Origin of the sequence: Halomonas sp., from assembly GCF_041689495.1 — a bacterium.
Lineage (GTDB): Bacteria > Pseudomonadota > Gammaproteobacteria > Pseudomonadales > Halomonadaceae > Halomonas.
The window spans coordinates 1-17,009 of sequence record NZ_JBDNGD010000321.1; the positions used below are offsets into that span (position 1 = coordinate 1).

The 17,009-nt window shown below is 62.0% G+C and carries 12 protein-coding genes and 1 pseudogene; 9 read left to right on the forward strand and 4 right to left on the reverse strand.

Annotated features, from left to right (window positions below; genetic code table 11):
- On the reverse strand, positions 1–1,562 hold a 1,562-nt coding region (locus ACESMD_RS10450; protein WP_372612902.1), incomplete at its 3' end, for an FAD-binding oxidoreductase.
- 176 nt (positions 1,563–1,738) lie between these two features.
- On the opposite strand from ACESMD_RS10450, the gene serS reads away from it, so the two are divergent.
- Positions 1,739–3,025 (forward strand): serine--tRNA ligase, encoded by a 1,287-nt coding sequence (gene serS / locus ACESMD_RS10455; RefSeq protein ID WP_372612924.1) that lies wholly within the window; start codon positions 1,739–1,741, stop codon positions 3,023–3,025.
- 108 nt (positions 3,026–3,133) lie between these two features.
- Complete coding sequence (locus ACESMD_RS10460) at positions 3,134–4,246, forward strand: AI-2E family transporter (RefSeq protein WP_372612904.1); 1,113 nt, start codon at positions 3,134–3,136, stop codon at positions 4,244–4,246.
- Positions 4,247–4,310: 64 nt separating this feature from the next.
- Here the strand turns inward: ACESMD_RS10460 and trxA are convergent, their stop codons facing one another.
- Positions 4,311–4,634 carry a thioredoxin gene (gene trxA, locus ACESMD_RS10465; protein ID WP_372612906.1) on the reverse strand — a complete coding sequence of 108 codons (324 nt, stop codon included), beginning with the start codon at positions 4,632–4,634 and terminating at the stop codon, positions 4,311–4,313.
- Positions 4,635–4,910: 276 nt separating this feature from the next.
- Between trxA and cysB the strand changes: the two genes are divergently transcribed.
- Positions 4,911–5,879, forward strand: a complete 969-nt coding sequence (gene cysB, locus ACESMD_RS10470) for an HTH-type transcriptional regulator CysB (protein WP_372612908.1) — start codon at positions 4,911–4,913, stop codon at positions 5,877–5,879.
- 73 nt (positions 5,880–5,952) lie between these two features.
- Here cysB and ACESMD_RS10475 read toward each other — a convergent pair whose 3' ends face one another.
- A complete protein-coding gene (locus tag ACESMD_RS10475) occupies positions 5,953–6,573 on the reverse strand; it encodes a phosphoadenosine phosphosulfate reductase family protein (RefSeq protein WP_372612910.1) in 621 nt (206 codons plus the stop codon).
- 125 nt (positions 6,574–6,698) lie between these two features.
- The gene (gene pabB / locus ACESMD_RS10480; protein ID WP_372612912.1) at positions 6,699–8,054 is read right to left on the reverse strand and encodes an aminodeoxychorismate synthase component I; all 1,356 of its coding nucleotides are present in this window, start codon (positions 8,052–8,054) and stop codon (positions 6,699–6,701) included.
- Positions 8,055–8,259: 205 nt separating this feature from the next.
- On the opposite strand from pabB, the gene ACESMD_RS10485 reads away from it, so the two are divergent.
- The 6 genes and pseudogenes from ACESMD_RS10485 to prpD all read left to right on the forward strand — a co-directional run bounded on the left by ACESMD_RS10485 (position 8,260) and on the right by prpD (position 16,521).
- Positions 8,260–8,973: a GntR family transcriptional regulator gene (locus tag ACESMD_RS10485; RefSeq protein WP_372612914.1), complete on the forward strand. Its 714-nt coding sequence runs from the start codon at positions 8,260–8,262 to the stop codon at positions 8,971–8,973.
- Between the two features lie 29 nt (positions 8,974–9,002).
- Positions 9,003–9,893 (forward strand): methylisocitrate lyase, encoded by an 891-nt coding sequence (gene prpB / locus ACESMD_RS10490; protein ID WP_372612916.1) that lies wholly within the window; start codon positions 9,003–9,005, stop codon positions 9,891–9,893.
- Positions 9,894–9,943: 50 nt separating this feature from the next.
- Positions 9,944–11,068 carry a 2-methylcitrate synthase gene (prpC, locus tag ACESMD_RS10495; protein ID WP_372612918.1) on the forward strand — a complete coding sequence of 375 codons (1,125 nt, stop codon included), beginning with the start codon at positions 9,944–9,946 and terminating at the stop codon, positions 11,066–11,068.
- 75 nt (positions 11,069–11,143) lie between these two features.
- Positions 11,144–13,752: pseudogene (gene acnD, locus ACESMD_RS10500) on the forward strand (Fe/S-dependent 2-methylisocitrate dehydratase AcnD).
- Positions 13,749–14,918, forward strand: a complete 1,170-nt coding sequence (gene prpF, locus ACESMD_RS10505) for a 2-methylaconitate cis-trans isomerase PrpF (RefSeq protein ID WP_372612920.1) — start codon at positions 13,749–13,751, stop codon at positions 14,916–14,918. The pseudogene acnD and the gene prpF overlap by 4 nt, the downstream one beginning before the upstream one ends.
- 118 nt (positions 14,919–15,036) lie before the next feature.
- Complete coding sequence (gene prpD, locus ACESMD_RS10510) at positions 15,037–16,521, forward strand: 2-methylcitrate dehydratase (protein WP_372612922.1); 1,485 nt, start codon at positions 15,037–15,039, stop codon at positions 16,519–16,521.
- Positions 16,522–17,009: the final 488 nt, after the last annotated feature.

Here is a 17,009-nt window from a genome sequence, read left to right on the forward strand (position 1 = left end):
CCCTTGCCGTGCTCACCCCACAGCAGGCCGTGATAGGCCTTGGTCAGTTCGGCCACCTCGTCGGAGACCTCGCGGATCAACCGCTCCTGCTCGGGGTCCTTCATGTCGATGGCCGGGCGTACATGCAGCACGCCGGCATCGACGTGGCCGAACATGCCATACTCGAGGCCGCGGGCGTCAAGGGTGGCGCGGAATTCGGCGATATAGTCTGCCAGGTGCTCCGGTGGCACCGCCGTGTCCTCGACGAAGGGGATGGGGCGCTTCTCTCCCTTGGCATTGCCGAGCAGGCCCACGGCACGCTTACGCATGCCGTATACCCGTTTGATGGCGTCGCGCCCCTCCGCCAGGGTGTACCCCAGTCGCTGGACGCTCTCGTCCTCTTCCAGGTGACGACAGAAGGCATCGACTCGCTGGGCGAGGCGTTCTGGGTCGTCGTCGTTGAACTCGATCAGGTTGATGCCGTGGATAGCCGTCTCGCCGGAAGGGAAAAACTCGGCGACACTGTCCCAGACGAAGTCGTCCATGGCGAGCAGCAGCACCTTGTCGTCCACCGTCTCGATGGAAGTGGGCTTGGCATCTAGCGCCTGCGGCTGATCTTGTAGCGCCAGCGGCTGACCTCGTGGAGAGGAGCCCATGAGGGCTTTGGCGTCGCGCAGGGCATCCATGAAGCCGGGGTAGCGCACGTTGACCAGAATGGAGTGCTCAGGGATCGGCAGTACCTTCAGCTCAGCCTCGTCCAGCAGTCCCAGTGAACCCTCCGAACCGCACAATAGGCTGTTGATGTCGAGCCTGCCTTGCGCGTCTCGCAAGTGCGCCAGATCATAGCCCGTCAGGCAACGGTTGAGCGGTGGAAAGGTGGCCTCTATCAATTCGCGCCGGGTGTCGATGATCTCCCTGGCAGTTCGATAGACCTCACCGGTGACATCGTTGCGATCACAGAGCCTTTTCAGATCCGTCTCATTCAACGGACGACTGACCAGACGCTCGCCACCCAGCAGCACGGTGTCGAGTGCCAGGACATGGTCACGAGTCTTGCCATACTCGCAGCTGCCCTGGCCGCTGGCATCGGTGGCGATCATGCCGCCGATGGTGGCGCGGTTGGAAGTGGAGAGGTCCGGTGCGAAGAAGAAGCCATGGGGTTTCAGGGCCGCATTGAGCTGGTCCTTGACCACACCGGCTTGAACCCGCACCCGGCGGTTCGCGACGTCGATCTCCAGTATCCGGTTCATGTGCTTCGAGACGTCCACCACCAGTCCATCGGTGAGGGACTGGCCGTTGGTGCCGGTTCCACCCCCGCGAGGCGTCAGGGCGACGCTGCGGTGTTCATCGCGGCCGGCCAGAGTGGCGATGCGCTCGAGATCCTTGCCATTGCGAGGATAAAGCACCGCCTGGGGCAGGCGCTGGTAGATGGAGTTGTCGGTGGCCATCACCGTGCGGTCGGCGTAGTCCGGGGCGATATCGCCCTCGAAGCCCTCGGTCTCAAGTGCCTGGAGAAAACGCAGGTAGGGGCCATCAAGCCCGGCGATGCGGTTGGGGTCAGCGGTGTCCAGTCGTGCAATCATGGTGTCTGTTCGGTCGTGGTGGCGGCACCGATCGCATCGGGCCAGGCGTGGAAGTGCCCTACTTTACCCTGACAGAGGGTCAGGCGCATCAGGGCCGCCTCGGTTGCGTGGCACCCGCCGGGGCTTTTGCCTACAATGATCGCCCTTGTTTCTTCGACGTTGACGGACTGGATGCCATGCTTGATCCCAAACTGCTGCGCAGCGACCCCGCCCAGGTCGCCGAACGACTGGCCAAGCGGGGCTTCGTCCTCGATGTCGACCGGCTCGAGGCGCTGGAGTCCCGGCGGCGGGATCTTCAGGCCGAGACCGAGTCCTTGCAGAACGAGCGCAACACGCGTTCCAAGGCGGTCGGCAAGGCCAAGGCGGCCGGCGAGGATATCCAGCCGCTGCTCGATGAAGTGAGCGACCTGGGTGATCGCCTGGAAGCCGCCAAGAACCAACTTGCCGAGGCCCAGGCCGAATGGGACGAGATGGTCAGTGGCCTGCCAAACCTGCCCCATGACAGCGTGCCGCTGGGCGAGAGCGAAGAGGACAATGTCGAACTGCACCGCTGGGGCACACCCAGGGACCTCGATTTCGACGTCAAGGATCATGTCGATCTGGGAGCCCTGAGGGGTGATCTTGACTTCGACCTGGCGGCAAAGCTGACCGGGGCCCGTTTTGCGGTGATGCGCGGACCCATTGCACGACTGCATCGCGCCTTGACCCAGTTCATGCTCGATACCCAGACCCTCGAGCATGGTTATGAAGAGTGCTATGTGCCCTTCATGGTCAACGAGGCTTCCCTCTTTGGTACCGGCCAGCTGCCCAAGTTCGGTGAGGACCTGTTTCGTCTCGATGACGACCGGGGATACCACCTGATCCCCACCGCCGAGGTACCACTGACCAATTTTGCGCGGGACGAGATCCTCGACCACAAGGCATTGCCGGTAAAGCTAGTAGCCCATACCCCGTGCTTTCGCAGCGAAGCCGGTTCCCATGGTCGGGACACCCGCGGCATGATTCGCCAGCATCAGTTCGACAAGGTCGAGATGGTCCAGCTGGTCGAGCCCGAGCAGAGTTATGCGGCACTGGAGGAGATGCGTGGTCACGCCGAGGCGATCCTTCAGGCGCTCGACTTGCCCTATCGGGTGATCACGCTTTGCACGGGTGACATGGGATTCGGCGCCACCAAGACCTATGATCTGGAGGTATGGCTGCCCAGCCAGAGGATGTACCGGGAGATTTCCTCGATCTCCAACTGCGAGGATTTCCAGGCCCGGCGCATGCAGGCACGATTCCGGCATCCCGATCAGAAAAAGCCGCAACTCCTGCACACCCTCAACGGTTCCGGCCTGGCGGTGGGCCGTTGCCTGATCGCGGTGATGGAAAACTATCAGAATGCCGATGGCTCCATTACCGTGCCCGAGGCATTGCGCCCCTTCGTGGGAGGCGTGGAGATCATCAATCGCGTGTCCGGTTGATGAACAGGGTCCTCTCGATTCACGAGCCCCCCTGACGACCCGCTCGGTTTGTACCCCGGGGCGACTGAGCGCATCATCGTCGTTTCACTGCTGGCAGGGACCCCCGGCATGCCCTTTTACGAAAAAGATCCTCCGCGGATCATCCCCCTCAACCTGACACTCGCCCTGGCCGCCTTGGTCGTCATTGTCGCCGGCATGAGGGCCGGGTCGAGCCTGCTCGTCCCCTTGCTGCTTGCGCTTTTCATCACGGTGGTCTGCACGGCCCCGGTCCATTGGCTGATTCGCCTGGGGATCGGCCAGCGACTGGCGGTCTTGCTCACCCTGATCGTGATCGGTGGCCTACTGTCCTTGCTGGCACTCCTGCTGGTGAACAGCTTCGGTACCTTTATCGCCGAGCTGCCGGGTATCGAGTCGAAACTCTATGAGTACTACATCGCGCTGCTCAACGGGTTGGCCAGGCTCGGTCTGGACATCGATACCGAGAGACTGGGTCAGTTGCTCGACATGGATCAGGCGACCAGCTGGGTTCCCAGCCTGATCGGTGAGTTGGGCAACCTCCTGATGCAGAGTGTCGTGGTAGGTCTGCTGGTGATGTTCCTGCTATTCGAGACGCTCAACTTCCGTGACAAGATTTCCCTGGCGCTGTCCAACCCGGCGCCGAGCCTGCACCGTTTCAGCGAGTTCAGTCTGACACTCAAGCGTTACCTGGCGGTGAAGACGGTGGTCAGCATGATTACCGGTGCCCTGGTCTGGCTGGCCTGTGTGCTGATCGGCGTCGAGTTTCCGCTGCTGTGGGCGGTGCTGGCCTTTGCCCTCAATTATATTCCCAACATCGGATCGGTCATTGCCGCCATTCCCCCGGTGATGTTGCTGCTGGTTTCTCCGGAAGGTGGGCCCTTGCAGGCAATCATCCTCGCCTCGGCCTATCTGGGCATCAATTTCGTTCTCGGGAATATCGTCGAGCCCCGGATGATGGGGCGAGCCCTGGGGCTCTCCACCTTCGTCGCCTTCCTGTCGCTGGTGGTCTGGGGCTGGGTATTCGGTGTTGTCGGTATGCTCTTGTCAGTCCTGCTGACCATGACCTTGAAGATCGCTCTGGACAGTCACCCCCAAACGCGTTGGATCGCCCATCTCCTGGGGCCGGGAGATGGGGATGCAAGCGACGTCGAGGATATCGAGGTTGCCGACAAGCCCCCGTCGGAGTGCAACGAGAAGATCTGATGACCGAACGACGTCGCCCCGGCCAGGGCCGGGGCGACAGGGGATGAGGCGCTTGAGTGAAGCGTCAGGCGTTCTGTTCGATGAACTGGGTCAGCTGGGATTTCGACTGGGCGCCGACCAGTGAAGCGACCTTGGATCCGGACTTGAACAGCATCACGGTCGGTATCCCGCGAACACCTTGCTCGGCGGCGATTTCCGGGGCATCGTCCACATTGATGCTCACGACCTTGACATTGCCTTCGCGCTCCTCGGCGACCTCGTCGACAACCGGTGCCATGACCTTGCAGGGTCCGCACCAGGGGGCCCAGAACTTCAGCAGTACCGGCATGTCAGCTTTCAGGACTTCCTGCTCGAAATTCGCGTTGGTGACATCGACGTTGTTGGCCATGTGAATCTCCACTTCTGTTGCGCTGCTTCGAGCGAATCTAGGGGGGCATGTCAGCTGTCTACGGCATGCACGATGGGACGATGGTAGCGGGCGGCTGGGTCCCTGGCAAATGCCGACCTTCGGATGTCGTCATGGTGGGTACCCGGAAAGCACCAGAGCCGACAGGCCGAAGGGTGGTTTTCTGTTATGCTTTTTAGTGATTAAATGCTATCAAGTTATCACTAACTAGCATCCAGGATGCGGTGTTTCGGAAACACCAGAGGAGTCGCCTTCTCCATGAAGCTTCAGCAACTGCGCTATGTATGGGAGGTCAGTCGCCACAACCTGAACGTGTCGGCCACGGCCCAGAGTCTGTTCACCTCCCAGCCAGGCATCTCGAAACAGATCCGCCTGCTCGAGGATGAACTCGGCGTCGAGATCTTTGCCCGCAGCGGTAAACACTTGACACGGGTGACGCCCGCTGGAAAGCCGATCATCGAGTTGGCCGATCAGGTGCTGCGAATCACCGATAAAATCAAGGAAGTTGCCCAGGAGTTCAGTGATGAGCGCCGTGGGAGTCTTTCGATTGCCACTACCCACACCCAGGCGCGTTACGCCTTGCCTCCCGTGATCCAGGCCTTCACCCGCACGTATCCCGATGTGGCATTGCACATGCAGCAGGGGACACCGAAGCAGATCGCCCAGATGGTCAGTGAGGGCCAGGCCGACTTCGCCATCGCCACCGAATCCCTGGAGCTGTTCAACGACCTCGTGCTGTTGCCCTGCTATCGCTGGAATCGCTGTGTGCTCGTCCCTCAGGGACATCCCCTGGCCGAACAGGAATTGACTCTCGAGGCCCTGGCCGCCTACCCGCTGGTGACCTATGTGTTCGGGTTTACCGGGCGCTCTCAACTCGATGATGCCTTCAAGGCCCACGGTCTTTCCCCCAACGTGGTGCTGACGGCGGCCGATGCCGACGTCATCAAGACCTATGTTCGTCTGGGCATGGGGGTGGGTATCGTGGCCCACATGGCGGTGGATGCCGAGCAGGACCCCGATCTGGTGGCGCTCGAGGCCGGCCATCTGTTCGAGAGCTCGACCACCAAGATCGGCATCCGCCGCGGCACCTTCATGCGTGGCTATATGTATGACTTCCTGAAGGGGTTTGCGGGCCATCTGACGCGCGACCTCATCGACGCCGCGCTCGTTGCCGGGCCGCACCACGAAGAGGCGCTCTTCAAGGATATCGAGCTGCCTGAGCGCTGAGGATCGGCGCTTGCCCCGAACGACTATTGACGCGAACGACTATCCCGGGGGTAGCCCCTGACGCTCAAGTCGCTCAGTGCTGCAGGTGCAGGCCGCACTCGCGCTTCTCCTCGACCTTGGTGGGGTCGATATAGTCGAAATTGTTGGGCAGGTCGTGGGTCTGCAGGTACTGATAAAGCTCCTTGGCCGTCCAGTGAAGCAGAGGCGAGACCTTGAGCAGCCCGTCTGCACTGAGGCTCACCGGTGCCATGCGTGCACGTTCCGGTGTGTCCTCGGCGCGCAGTGCAGTGAACCAGACGTTCGGTGCCATCTCCTGCAGAGCCCGCTCGAAGGGTTCGAGTTTCACCTCTCGGGTGAAGGCCTCGTGGCGCGGATCCTCGATCCCCGGCGCGGGGCCATCCAGCGCCTCTCGATGCGCCCGGGAGCGGCGTGGCAGGTAGCTGACCAGATTGAGGTCGAGGCGTTGTACGAGTTCGTCGGCGAAGCGGTAGGTAGCCTCGGTGTTGTAGCCGGTGTCCATCCACACGATCGGGATATCAGGCTGCCGACGTGTGACCAGGTGCAGGATCACGGCCTCGAAGGGACGAAAGTTGGTCGTGCAGATCGGCCTTTGCCCCTGCTCCAGTGCCCAACGGATCAGCGCCTCGGGATCCTTGCCGAGTTCCCGGTTGATGATGTCGAGTTCCAGCTCCATGGGGTGCTCCAGAGTAGAGGGTCGTTGTATACGGCTACCCTAGCAGAGCCCCTGAGCCTTTCCCCAATACCGATTCATTGAATATATATTCCTATTTTAACTAAAGGGTATATTTTTTATTCCAATTACAATGGCGCGGGGGTCGTCAGAGCCCGCATCAGATGGCGGATCTTGTCCAGGCTCTCGGTGTATTCGGCTTCGCCTCGGGAGTCGGCCACCAGACCGCCACCACCCCAGAGGTGCAACTGACCCCGGTCGGCAATGGCCGTGCGAATGGCGATGGAGGTATCCATCCGTCCTCGCACGTCCACATAACCCAGGCTGCCGCAGTAGGCGCTGCGTCGGCTGGGCTCGAGTTCGTCGATGATCTGCATGGCCCGTACCTTGGGCGCGCCGGTGATCGAGCCGCCGGGGAAGGCCGCCGCCAGAAGGTCGAGAGGCCGTTGGTCCTGCCTCAGCTCGCCGGTCACCACGCTGACCAGATGATGGACATTGGCATAGCTTTCCAGGCTGCACAGTTGCGGGACCTTTACGCTACCCGGACGGCAGACGCGCCCCAGGTCGTTGCGCAGCAGATCGACGATCATGACGTTCTCGGCGCGATCCTTGAGGCTGGTCATCAGGGCTTCGGCCAGGCGCCGGTCCTGCTCCGGCGTTGCACCGCGCGGGCGGGTTCCCTTGATGGGGCGCGCTTCGACCTGGGCGTCGTGACAGCGAAGAAACCGTTCCGGCGAAAGCGACAGAATCGCCTTGTCCTCCCAGGCCAGAAAGCCGGAGAACGGCGTGGGCGTGGCCTTGCGCAGGCGTTGATAGGCGAGCCATAGATCACCCTCGAAGGAGGCGCTGAAACGCTGGGCCAGATTGATCTGGTAGCAATCGCCGGCGTGGATGTATTCCTGGACGGCCGCGAAGCGGGCCAGATAGTCATCCCGTGACATCTCGGGCACGAAGGGCGTCATGAGTCGAAACTCAGTCTGTCTCGGCTCGTGATCGGCCAGCCAGTCATACACTTGCCTGCGCCGATTCGAGGTGGCGACGAGCCAGCTCAGGCGCTGCTGGTGATCCTGTATCAGCGCCCAGTCATAGAGTCCCAGGCGACTGGCGGGCAGGTCCAGGAGGGGATGCGAACGAGCGGGTATCGGTGCCAGTTGACGACCCAGGTCATAGCCCCAGAAGCCGATCAAGCCACCCAGAAAGGGCAGGTCACTGTCTGGAACGTCCGCCGGCAGCCGTTCCAGCAATGCCTGCTGGGCGTCGAAGGCGGACGCCCCCGTCAGAGTGGGGTCGCCATGAATGATCCCGTTGGCATCGACCTCGATCAGCGCCAGGGGATCACTGCTGAGAATGTCGTAGCGGCCACCGGGAGCCGATGGGCGCCCACTGTCGAGCAGTACGGCGCCGGGACGGTGGCGTAACGCGGCAAAATAGCCGAGGGGATCCTCATGGTAGGGCAGAGGCGCAATGTCGAGTGAAGGTGCCATCGAATCGCCTGGGCGGAACGGATGGCCATTCTAGGTAACACGGCGGGCGTTGTCCCTGTTGTCGATGCCCCTATTGGAAGACGAGCCGTCAACGGCCGAGGCGATTGTCTACAACCAAAGGGGGAGGTTCTCGACCGATGCCCAAGGTTGACCGCTCATCCAGCAGTGATTACAGTTCTGTTTTCCTTGATTGTCGACAATGTTCATGACAGCGATCGTTCCGAAAAAAGCTCCACCCGACGTCCGTACGCTCGCCGAGCGGGTCTTCCATCAACTTCAGGATGCCATCGTTCGGGGTGAACTGTCTCCGGGTAGCAAGATCACGGAGCCCGGCCTTGCCAAGACCTTCGGTATCTCGCGGGGGCCACTGCGCGAGGCCATGCGGCGCCTGGAATCTCATCGGCTGATCGAGCGGGTGCCCCACGTGGGCGCTCGTGTGGTCAAGCTTTCCATGAAGGAGCTGCTTGAGCTGTTCGATGTGCGCGAGGCCCTGGAAAGCATGGCCGCGTGCCTCGCCGCCGATCACATGACCGCCGAGGAGATTGCCGGGCTTCGCGAGGTGCTCGCCGTTCACGAGCGCCAGGCCGATCTGCGCCGTGGCGAGGCCTGCTATCAACGCGAGGGGGATCTGGACTTCCATTTCCGTATTGTCCAGGGCAGCCACAACAGGATGTTGATGGGCCTGCTCTGCGACGACCTCTACTACCTGGTGCGGCTCTATCGTACCCAGTTCAGTGCCAGCGGCACGCGCCCACAGCGTGCCTTCGTCGAACACCACCGCATCGTCGACGCCATCGAGGCCGGTGATGCCGAGCTGGCGGAGCTGCTGATGCGCCGCCACGTCGGCGCCTCCCGGACCAACGTCGTCGAGCGCTATGCGGCATCCCTCGAACTGCAGGAAAGCGAGACGTCCTCCTGAGGCGCTCGGACAACATAAGGAGATCTTCCATGACCCAACCGACTCCCGGCGCTCGCTTCCGCGCTGCCCTGGAGGCCAACCGCCCCCTGCCCATCCTTGGCACCATCAATGCCTATACCGCCTTGATGGCCGAGCGCGTCGGTCACCCGGCGATTTACCTCTCGGGCGGCGGCGTGGCCAATGCGTCCTATGGACTGCCGGATCTGGGCATGACCACCATGAACGATGTGGTCGAGGACGCCCACCGCATCTGTGGCGCCACCGAGTTGCCGCTGCTGGTGGACATCGATACCGGTTGGGGCGGTGCCTTCAATATCGGCCGTACCGTCAAGGAGATGCAGCGTGCCGGTGTGGCCGCCGTGCACATCGAGGATCAGGTGGCTCAGAAGCGCTGCGGCCATCGACCCAACAAGGCGATCGTCTCCCAGGACGAGATGGGCGACCGCATCAAGGCCGCCGCGGATGCCCGCCTCGATCCGGACTTCTATTTGATTGCCCGCACCGACGCCTTCCAGAAGGATGGTCTGGATGCGGCCATCGAGCGGGCCAATGCCTGCATCGAGGCCGGCGCCGATGCCATCTTCGCCGAGGCCGTGCATACCCTCGACGACTATCGAGCCTTTTGTGAGCGCGTCGATGCGCCGATCCTGGCCAACATCACCGAATTTGGCGCCACGCCGCTTTTCACCCAGCAGGGACTCGGCGAGGTGGGATGCCGCATGGTGCTCTATCCGCTATCGGCCTTCCGCGCCATGAATGCCGCGGCCCTCAAGGTCTACCAGAGCATCCACGACCAAGGCCATCAGAAAGATGTGGTCGAGCTGATGCAGACCCGCGACGAGCTCTACGACTTCCTCAACTATCACGATTTCGAGCGCAAGCTCGATGCGCTTTTCGCAGAGAAGGGCGAAGAGGCGTAACGCGGCCTGGCCGTCATACTGACAACGATCAACACACGAGGAGACACCACATGGCAGATAAACCCGTCAGCAGCGGTCTACGCGGCCAGAGCGCGGGGACTACGGCCCTGTGCACCGTAGGCCAGACCGGCTCGGGCCTGACCTACCGCGGCTTCGACATCAAGGAGCTGGCCGAGAAGGCGAAGTTCGAGGAAGTGGCCTACCTGCTGCTCAAGGGCAAGCTGCCCAATCAGGCCGAGCTCGATGCCTACATCACCAAGCTCAAGGGCCTGCGCGGCCTGCCCGCCAAGCTCAAGAACGTCCTCGAGCAGATCCCCAGGGACGCGCACCCCATGGACGTGATGCGCACCGGCGCCTCCATGCTCGGCAACCTGGAAACCGAGGAGAGCTTCGACCAGCAGCAGGACGTCTCCGACCGTCTGCTCGCCGTGCTGCCGTCGATCATCTGCTACTGGTATCGCTTCAGCCACGATGGCGTGCGTATCGAGACCGAGACCGACGATGCGTCGGTCGGCGGGCACTTCCTGCACCTGCTGCGAGATGCGCCGGCCTCGGAACTGCATGCTTGGGTGATGAACGTCTCGCTGATCCTCTACGCCGAGCACGAGTTCAATGCCTCGACCTTCAACGCCCGCGTCTGTGCCTCCACCCTCTCGGACATGCACTCCTGCGTGACCGGTGCCATCGGTACGCTGCGTGGCCCGCTGCATGGCGGTGCCAACGAGGCGGCCATGGCAATGATCGAGAACTGGCAATCGCCGGACGAGGCCGAGCGCGAGACCCTCGGCATGCTGGCGCGCAAGGACAAGATCATGGGCTTCGGCCACGCCGTCTATCGTGATTCCGACCCGCGCAACGCCATCATCAAGCACTGGTCGCAGAAGCTCGCCGAGGACGTGGGCGACAGCGTCCTCTATCCTGTCTCCGAGCGCGTCGAGGCGGTGATGTGGCGCGAGAAGAAGCTGTTCTGCAACGCCGACTTCTTCCATGCCAGCGCCTACTACTTCATGGACATCCCCACCAAGTTGTTCACGCCGATCTTCGTCTGCTCGCGCGTCACCGGCTGGTGTGCCCATGTCTTCGAGCAGCGCGCCAACAACCGCATCATCCGCCCGAGCGCCGACTACGTCGGCCCCGAGAAGAGCGAGTGGGTGCCCATCGAGGAGCGCGACTGAGCCAGACTCCTGCGGCGACCGTCCGGCGGTCGCCCTGATCTCCCTTCATCACTCGACGACTTCCCGACGGACGCCATGAACACAGACTACCGCAAGCCTCTACCCGGTACCGAGCTGGACTATTTCGACACCCGTGCGGCCGTCGATGCCATCCAGCCCGGTGCCCCTGCCCTACACTCGCGCGTGCTGGCCGAACAGCTGGTGCGCCGCTGCGACCCGGCCATGCTGACTGATTCGCTCAAGCAGCTGATCGAGCGCCGGCGCGACCTGGACTTCCCCTGGTACCCGGCCCGCGTGGTGTGTCACGACATCCTCGGCCAGACGGCCCTCGTGGACCTGGCCGGCCTGCGTGATGCCATCGCCGAGAGGGGCGGTGACCCGGCGAAGGTTAACCCGGTGGTGCCGACGCAGCTGATCGTCGACCATTCCCTGGCCGTCGAGCATGCCGGTTTCGAAAAGGACGCCTTCGAGCAGAACCGTGCCATCGAGGATCGCCGCAACGACGACCGCTTCCACTTCATCGACTGGACCAAGACGGCCTTCGAGAATGTCGATGTCATCCCGCCGGGCAACGGCATCATGCACCAGATCAACCTGGAGAAGATGTCGCCGGTGGTGCAGAAAAAGGACGGTGTCGCCTTCCCGGACACCTGTGTGGGTACCGACAGCCATACCCCCATGGTCGATGCCCTGGGCGTCATTTCCGTCGGCGTGGGTGGCCTCGAGGCCGAGAGCGTGATGCTGGGCCGCGCGTCCATGATGCGCCTGCCGGATATCATCGGCGTGGAGCTGACCAGAAGGCTGCAGCCGGGGATCACCAGCACGGACATGGTGCTGGCGATGACCGAGTTCCTGCGCCAGGCGCGCGTGGTGGGCGCCTACCTGGAATTCTTCGGCGAGGGGGCCAATGCCCTGACCGTCGGCGACCGGGCCACCATTTCCAACATGACACCGGAGTACGGTGCTTCCGCGGCAATGTTCTACATCGATGGTCAGACTATCGACTATCTCAAGCTCACCGGTCGCGACGACGATCAGGTGGCGCTTGTAGAGGCCTACGCGAAGGAAACCGGCCTGTGGGCCGACAGCCTGAAGAGCGCCGAATACGAGCGAGTGCTCACCTTTGATCTCTCCTTGGTCACCCGCTCCCTGGCGGGGCCTTCCAATCCCCATGCCCACCTGCCGACCTCCGAGCTCACCGAGCGTGGCATTGCCGGCAAGTGGGAAGAAGAAGAGGGCAGGATGCCCGATGGCACCGTGATCATCGCAGCGATCACCATCTGCACAAATACCAGCAATCCGCGCAACATGATCGCTGCGGGCCTCATGGCGCGTAACGCCAACGCCCGCGGCTTGACTCGCAAGCCGTGGGTGAAGAGCTCGCTGGCCCCCGGCTCCAAGACCGTTCAGCTCTTCCTGGAAGAAGCCGGTCTGCTGCCGGAGCTGGAAACGCTCGGCTTCGGCTTGGTCGCCTTTGCCTGCACGACGTGCAATGGCATGAGCGGCGCCCTGGATCCGGCGATCCAGAAGGAACTGGTGGAGCGTGATCTCTATTCGACGGCGGTGCTGTCCGGCAATCGCAACTTCGATGGCCGTATCCATCCCTATGCCAAGCAGGCTTTCTTGGCCTCGCCGCCGCTGGTGGTCGCCTACGCCATCGCCGGGACCATTCGCTTCGATATCGAGAAGGATGCCCTGGGACATGACCAGGACGGCAACCCGATCACGCTGAAGGATATCTGGCCCTCCGACGAGGAGATCGATGCCATCGTCAAGCAGAGCGTCAAGCCGGAGCAGTTTCGGGCGACCTATATCCCGATGTTCGATGTGGACAAGGGCGCTCGTGCCCAGGTTAACCCGCTCTACGAATGGCGTCCCCAGAGCACCTACATCCGTCGTCCGCCATATTGGGACAAAGAGGGGGACGGCGCGCTGGGCGGCGAGCGTTCACTCAAGGGCATGCGGCCGCTGGCGGTGCTGGGTGACAACATCACCACCGATCACCTGTCACCGTCCAACGCCATCATGCTGGACAGTGCGGCGGGCGAATACCTGGCGAAGATGGGCCTGCCGGAAGAGGACTTCAATTCCTACGCGACTCATCGCGGCGATCACTACTTGACCGCGCAGCGCGCGACCTTCGCCAACCCCAAGCTGTTCAACGAAATGGTCCGGGACGCCAACGGCGAGGTGAAGCAAGGATCGCTGGCGCGCATCGAGCCTGAAGGCAAGGTCGCCGCATATGGGAGGCCATCGAGACCTACATGGCGCGCAAGCAGCCGCTGATCATCATCGCCGGTGCCGACTATGGGCAGGGCAGTTCCCGTGATTGGGCCGCCAAGGGCGTGGCGCTGGCTGGTGTGGAGGCGATCGTCGCCGAGGGCTTCGAACGTATCCATCGCACCAACCTGATCGGCATGGGCGTGATGCCCTTGCAATTTCAGGAGGGCACCACCCGCCAGACGCTGCAACTCGACGGTACCGAGACCTACGACGTGGAAGGCACGGCGTCTCCTGGGGCAGAACTCACCCTGGTGATCCACCGCAAGACGGGTGATACCGAGCGTGTGCCGGTGATCTGTCGCCTGGATACCGCCGAGGAGCTTTCGATCTACACCGCCGGTGGCGTCTTGCAGCGCTTCGCCCAGGACTTCCTTGAGACCGCGGAGGTAGAGGGTGCATGAACCAGATACGGATTCCCGCTACCTATATGCGCGGCGGTACCAGCAAGGGGGTCTTCTTCACCTTGACCGATCTGCCCGAAACGGCCCGGGTGCCCGGCGAAGCCCGTGACCGCCTGCTGATGCGCGTGATCGGCAGTCCCGATCCCTACCAGAAGCAGATCGACGGCATGGGCGGGGCGACCTCCAGTACCAGCAAGACGGTGATCCTGAGCAGGAGCGAGAGCCCCGACCATGACGTCGACTACCTCTTCGGCCAGGTCTCCATCGACAAGGCCTTCGTCGACTGGAGCGGCAACTGTGGCAACCTCTCCGCGGCAGTGGGGCCCTTCGCCATCAGCAACGGCTTGGTAGACGCCAGCCGCATTCCCGAGAATGGTGTGGCCGTGGTGCGCATCTGGCAGGCCAACATCGGCAAGACAATCGTCTCACGGGTGCCGATCACTGATGGCGAGGTCCAGGAGACCGGCGACTTCGAACTCGACGGTGTCACTTTCCCCGCGGCCGAGGTTCCGGTGGAGTTCATGGATCCAGCCGACGGCGACGGGGCCATGTTCCCCACCGGTAACCCGGTCGACGATCTCGAGGTCCCCGGTGTCGGCACCTTGAAGGCCACCATGATCAATGCGGGCATCCCGACGATCTTCATGAACGCGGAGAACATCGGCTATACCGGCAACGAACTCCAGGAGGCCATCAATAATGATCCGAAGGCGCTCGCCATGTTCGAGACCATCCGTGCCCATGGTGCGGTACGCATGGGGCTGATCCAGGATGTCGCCGAGGCCGCCAGTCGCCAGCACACGCCCAAGGTAGCCTTCGTGGCACCGCCGGCCGACTATCTTTCCTCCAGTGGCAAGCAGGTGAGGACGGACGAGGTTGACCTGCTGGTGCGGGCAATCTCCATGGGCAAGTTGCATCACGCCATGATGGGCACAGCATCCGTTGCCATTGCGGCGGCAGCCGCGATTCCGAGTACGCTGGTGAACCTTGCGGCCGGTGGCGAAGATCGCACTGCGGTCTGCTTTGGCCACCCTTTCGGCACCCTGCGGGTGGGGGCAGAAGCCGTCCGCGTCGAGAATGACTGGAGTGTGGCCAAGGCAATCATGAGTCGCAGTGCTCGGGTGTTGATGGAAGGCTGGGTCCGCGTGCCGGGAGACAGTTTCTAACGGTTTCTCATCAGGCATTCCTTCGAGCATTCTGACCGAGTGTCGGAGGTCACCTATTAGTGAGAGTGTCCGGAGTGTCCTTCGATACCCGGCAGAAGGAGAGAGAGGAGGTAGACCCATGAGTACCACGGTAGAAGCCAATGTGCGCCCGGATTACGATGTCGAACTGCAGAAGATCGCCGACTACGTCCTCGACTACAAAATAGAGAGCGGCGAGGCGCTGGATACCGCCCGCAACTGTCTGATGGATACCCTGGGCTGCGGCCTGCTGGCGCTGCGTTTCCCTGAATGCACCAAGCATCTGGGGCCGATCGTCGAGGGAACCGTGGTGCCCCATGGGGCACGCGTGCCTGGCACTTCCTTTCGCCTGGATCCGGTCAAGGCGGCCTGGGACATCGGTGCCATCATCCGCTGGCTGGACTACAACGACACCTGGCTGGCCGCGGAATGGGGTCATCCTTCCGATAACCTGGGAGGCATCCTGGCCGTCGCCGATCACCTCTCTCAGAAGCGAGTCACCGAAGGTGACAAGCCGCTGACCATGCGTGATGTGCTGGAAGCCATGATCATGGCTCACGAGATCCAGGGCATTCTGGCGCTGGACAATTCCTTCAACCGGGTGGGTCTCGATCACGTCGTCCTGGTCAAGGTGGCCACGACAGCGGTGACGTCCAAATTGATGGGGGCCAATCGTGAACAGCTGCTTTCGGCGCTTTCCCATGCCTGGGTCGATGGCCAGAGCCTGCGCACCTATCGTCATGCGCCCAATGCCGGTTCCCGCAAGAGTTGGGCAGCGGGTGATGCTACCTCGCGTGGTGTACGACTGGCCGATATTGCCATGCGTGGTGAAATGGGGATTCCCGGTGTGCTCACGGCTCCCCAGTGGGGCTTTTATGACATCCTGTTCAGTCATACCAACAAGGATCTGGCACTCAAGCCTGAAAGCGAGCGCAGGTTTTCCTTCCAGCGTGATTTCGGCACCTATGTGATGGAGAACGTCCTCTTCAAGATCTCCTTCCCGGCCGAGTTCCATGCCCAGACCGCCTGCGAGGCCGCCGTCACGCTGCACCCTCGAGTGAAGGATCGCCTGGACGAGATCGATCGGATCGTGCTCAACACCCACGACTCGGCAATTCGCATCATCTCCAAGTCCGGTGCTTTGGCCAATCCCGCCGACCGTGATCACTGCCTGCAGTATATGACGGCAGTCCCTCTGGCCTTTGGCAGCCTGGTGGCCGAACACTACGAGGATGATTTCCACGCGGCAAACCCGATCATCGATGAGCTGCGCGACAAGGTGGAAGTGGTTGAAGACGAACGCTATTCCCGTGATTACCATGATCCCGAAAAGCGCTCCATCGCCAATGCCATCCAGGTCGTCTTCGAGGATGGAAGTGCCACCGACAACGTCGAGGTCGAGTTTCCCATCGGTCACCGTCGGCGTCGTACGGAGGGGATTCCCCTGCTGGAAGAGAAATTCAAGCACAACCTGGCGACGCGATTTCCGAAGGGACGAACGCAAGACATCTTCGATCTCTGCAAGGACCAGACCCGATTGGAAAGCACGCCGGTAAATCGCTTCGTCGACCTTTTCGTGATCTGACCCCTTCAGGGCATGTCGACAACGCGCCTTAACGTTGTCGGCACCAATCTTGAAGAGGGAGATGGCGTCTCCGGCATTTCGGGACTATATTTTCCTGATGCAGGGGTTGCGTGCTCCGGCACAATTTCGTAAAGTACGCATCCGCTGCCGACGACGGGGTTAGTTGTCGGCGGTGCTGATGTCGAGAAGTGGTTGTTTTTCCTTGGAAGTCGAGGTGCTGGCGGATAGATAAAACGCCGCCCTCGGGATTGACATTTTCCACGGCATCGGTAGAATACGCCTTCCTCGCCGGGCGCTGGCGTAGCCGGCAACAGCGAGACGCTCCGTTCCTTATAGGTTTTACGGGTTCGGGGCCGCTCTTTAACAATCGATCAGGTAATTCATGTGGGCGCTTGTCGAGATGTCGGTGACCAGTCACCAAGATATCGAGGCAAGCGACTCGTCAAGGACCTTCGGGTCCTTTTGAGAACGGTTGACCTTGAGCCAAG

Excerpts from the sequence above, each read along its gene's own strand:
- serS (WP_372612924.1), top strand. The coding sequence starts at position 1,739 with ATGCTTGATCCCAAACTGCTGCGCAGCGACCCCGCCCAGGTCGCCGAA.
- ACESMD_RS10460 (WP_372612904.1), top strand. The coding sequence starts at position 3,134 with ATGCCCTTTTACGAAAAAGATCCTCCGCGGATCATCCCCCTCAACCTG.
- trxA (WP_372612906.1), bottom strand. The coding sequence starts at position 4,634 with ATGGCCAACAACGTCGATGTCACCAACGCGAATTTCGAGCAGGAAGTC.
- cysB (WP_372612908.1), top strand. The coding sequence starts at position 4,911 with ATGAAGCTTCAGCAACTGCGCTATGTATGGGAGGTCAGTCGCCACAAC.
- ACESMD_RS10475 (WP_372612910.1), bottom strand. The coding sequence starts at position 6,573 with ATGGAGCTGGAACTCGACATCATCAACCGGGAACTCGGCAAGGATCCC.
- pabB (WP_372612912.1), bottom strand. The coding sequence starts at position 8,054 with ATGGCACCTTCACTCGACATTGCGCCTCTGCCCTACCATGAGGATCCC.
- ACESMD_RS10485 (WP_372612914.1), top strand. The coding sequence starts at position 8,260 with ATGACAGCGATCGTTCCGAAAAAAGCTCCACCCGACGTCCGTACGCTC.
- prpB (WP_372612916.1), top strand. The coding sequence starts at position 9,003 with ATGACCCAACCGACTCCCGGCGCTCGCTTCCGCGCTGCCCTGGAGGCC.
- prpC (WP_372612918.1), top strand. The coding sequence starts at position 9,944 with ATGGCAGATAAACCCGTCAGCAGCGGTCTACGCGGCCAGAGCGCGGGG.
- prpF (WP_372612920.1), top strand. The coding sequence starts at position 13,749 with ATGAACCAGATACGGATTCCCGCTACCTATATGCGCGGCGGTACCAGC.
- prpD (WP_372612922.1), top strand. The coding sequence starts at position 15,037 with ATGAGTACCACGGTAGAAGCCAATGTGCGCCCGGATTACGATGTCGAA.